The organism is Brachyspira pilosicoli (genome assembly GCF_019402445.1).
GTDB classification, from domain to species: domain Bacteria; phylum Spirochaetota; class Brachyspiria; order Brachyspirales; family Brachyspiraceae; genus Brachyspira; species Brachyspira pilosicoli_B.
Window position 1 is genome coordinate 1 of the sequence record NZ_SRZM01000170.1, and the last position, 1,565, is coordinate 1,565.

The window sequence follows — 1,565 nt, forward strand, 5'->3', positions numbered from 1 at the left end:
TAATTTAATAGATGGTGCTAAAGATTTTGTTAATATGCTTTTAGAGAAAAATGTATCTTTTTTATTTCTAACAAATAATGCAGAACAAACACCAATTGATTTAAAAAGAAAATTAGAATCTCTTGGCATAGATGGTTTAGAAGAGAAACATTTTTTTACAGCAGCACAGGCAACAGCAAAGTTTATAAAGACTCAGCAAGAGAATGGAAGTGCTTATGTGATAGGTACAGGCGGATTAGTAAGCGAGCTTTATAATATAGGATATAGTATAAATGATGTTAATCCTGATTATGTTGTAGTTGGTAAGACAAGTGCTTTTAATTTTGATATGCTTAAAAAGGCTGTTTCACTTATAAATAAAGGTGCAAGGTTTATAGGCTGTAATCCAGACATAACAGACCCTGCTCCAGATGGAGAGCTTATACCAGCAGTTGGACCTATACTTGCTGCTATAGAAACTGCCACTGGAAAAAAGCCTTATATAGTAGGTAAGCCTAATCCAATTATGATGTCTATTGCTAAAAATAAAATTAATGCACATAGCGAAAATACTGTGATGATAGGCGACAGAATGGATACTGATATACTTGGAGGGCTTGGTGCTGGAATGAGAACTTGTTTAGTATTGTCTGGAGTTACAAAAATGGAGATGCTAAAAGAGTTCCCTTATAAACCAAATTATGTATTTAATTCTGTGGCAGAAATAGATGTTGATAAACTTTGATATATATATTAAAGTTTTATTTGTTATAATTAATTATATTAAAAAAGGAGTTTATATATTATGGCTACACCGCATATATCAGCAAACAAAGGCGACATTGCAGAAACTATTCTTCTTCCAGGGGACCCACTTAGAGCTAAGTTTATAGCTGAGAATTTTTTGGAGAATGTAAAGCAGTATAATAGTGTAAGAAATATGTTTGGATATACTGGAACATATAAAGGCAAAAGAGTTTCTGTTCAGGGTACTGGTATGGGAATGCCTTCTTGCAGTATTTATTCTTATGAGCTTATACATTTTTACGATTGTAAGAATTTAATACGTATTGGTACTGCTGGGGCTTTAGTTGATAAGCTTCATATTGGAGATTTGGTTATAGGAATGGGAGCTTGTACTGATTCTAATTATGCTTTACAGTATGAACTTCCTGGCACTTATGCTCCTATTGCTAGTTATGATTTACTTAGAAAGGCTGTTAATAAGGCTGATGATATGAAAATAAATTATCATGTAGGTAATATTGTATCATCTGATGTATTTTATGGGGCTAACAATGCTACACCTAAATGGGCAAAAATGGGTGTATTAGCTGTAGAGATGGAAGCTGCTGCTTTATATATGAATGCGGCATATGCAGGAGTGAATGCTCTTTGTATGGTAACTATATCAGATTCATTAGTTACAGGAGAAGCTACAACAGCAGAGCAGAGAGAGAAAACTTTTACTAATATGATGGAAGTGGCTTTATCGCTTGCTTGATATATACGAAGATTATTGTTTTTTAAGATTTTCTTATTCTTTTTCCTGCAGCTACGCGGTGCGGACTTCGTCAAAGAACCAA

Annotated in this window: 2 protein-coding genes; both read left to right on the forward strand. The window is 33.6% G+C overall.

The genetic code is table 11. The annotated features are described in order from the left end of the window. Nucleotides 1-724 (forward strand): HAD-IIA family hydrolase (locus E6A48_RS06490; RefSeq protein WP_219709232.1); only part of this gene is annotated, 724 nt, incomplete at its 5' end. A gap of 60 nt (nt 725-784) precedes the next feature. Beyond that, nucleotides 785-1,483 carry a purine-nucleoside phosphorylase gene (deoD, locus tag E6A48_RS06495; protein WP_219709233.1) on the forward strand — a complete coding sequence of 233 codons (699 nt, stop codon included), beginning with the start codon at nt 785-787 and terminating at the stop codon, nt 1,481-1,483. Nucleotides 1,484-1,565 lie beyond the last annotated feature (82 nt).

Coding starts and splice junctions, on each gene's coding strand:
- deoD (WP_219709233.1), top strand. CDS start 785: ATGGCTACACCGCATATATCAGCAAACAAAGGCGACATTGCAGAAACT.